General features: G+C 70.7%; 1 protein-coding gene and 1 pseudogene. One reads left to right on the forward strand and one right to left on the reverse strand.

All coding sequences use genetic code 11. The features are described 5' to 3' along the window. A pseudogene (locus tag G6026_RS14335) lies at positions 1–300 on the reverse strand (EamA/RhaT family transporter); the annotation flags it as partial. Positions 301–385: 85 nt separating this feature from the next. Here G6026_RS14335 and G6026_RS14340 point away from each other — a divergent pair. Continuing rightward, positions 386–949, forward strand: a complete 564-nt coding sequence (locus G6026_RS14340) for a TetR/AcrR family transcriptional regulator (RefSeq protein ID WP_197431440.1) — start codon at positions 386–388, stop codon at positions 947–949. Positions 950–1,216: the final 267 nt, after the last annotated feature.

Here is a 1,216-nt window from a genome sequence, read left to right on the forward strand (position 1 = left end):
CGGCTGGGCCGAACACACCAGCGCAGCCGTCCCCGCGTCCACCCCGGCCGCGGACGCGGCGAACAGGCCCCCGAGGAACATCCCGTGCGCGGTGAGGCCCAGAACGCACTGCCGCCCGAGATCACGACGGCCGATCCGGCTGCCGAGCACCGTGACCACCGAGAGCAGGACGCCGGCGGTGATGACGTACCGCCACGCCAGCAGCCCCGCGGGTTCGGTGTCCGCCGTACCCCACGCGGCACCCACGAAACCGCAACTCCACAACACCACGAAGGCGCCGGCCACCAGAATCCTGTCCACGGCCCGAGCAAAGCATACCGATCGGTATACTGTCAGTGCACCCGTCGGGCACCGCCGGGGAGTGCACTGTCCCGAGGAGGACCGGGTGACCCCTGAGCCGTGGCCGATCATCCCCACGACCGAGGTGGGGGAGCGCATCCTCCTGGCGGCCGACGAGCTCTTCTACTCGCGGGGCATCACCGCAGTGGGCGTCGAACTCATCGCCGAGCAGGCGCGGACGACCAAACGCACGCTCTATCAGCGCTTCGGGTCCAAGGACGGCCTCGTCGACGCGTACCTGCGGCGACGCGGCAGCCGGTGGCAGCAGTATCTCGTCGATCATCTCGACGCGACGGAGTGGACCCTGCCCCGGTTCTTCCGGCGGGCCGAGGACTGGGCCGGGCCGAACCGGCGCGGATGCGCTTTCGTCAACGCGTGGGCCGAGGTCGGGGGAGCGGGGCGTTCTGCCGCCGCCGAGACGATCAGGGAGGAGAAGCGGTGGATGCGGAGGCTGCTCGCTGAGCTCGTCGGTGGTGACCCCGCCGTGGCGGCGGCCGTCCACCAGCTCTACGAGGGGGCGCAGGTCGCCGCGACGGTGTTCGGTGAGACCACGGCGTTCCGGGTGGCCGATGATGCGGCGCAGGTGATCGTGGCGGCCGCCAAGGGGTGAGACGGGACGGGTCGCGGGACGGCCGCGGCGGGGGTGGTGATACCGCAACGCAGGAGTTATCAATGAATACTTATTGACACGACCGCATGCCTGTCCTACTTTCGGGGGACAGGCATATCCCGCGCCAGCCCCCTGGCCGAGGCCGCGGGCCGCCGGAGAGGTGGACACCATGCGGATCATCGTCGCGGACGGCGAGGGGTCGTACCGCTCCTCCTCGGGGGTGCTGGACGGCTTCGTCGACGACCTGTCCTCCCGCCTCGGCGCCCG

This window comes from Dietzia sp. DQ11-38-2 (assembly GCF_014145055.1).
Taxonomy (GTDB): Bacteria; Actinomycetota; Actinomycetes; order Mycobacteriales; family Mycobacteriaceae; genus Dietzia.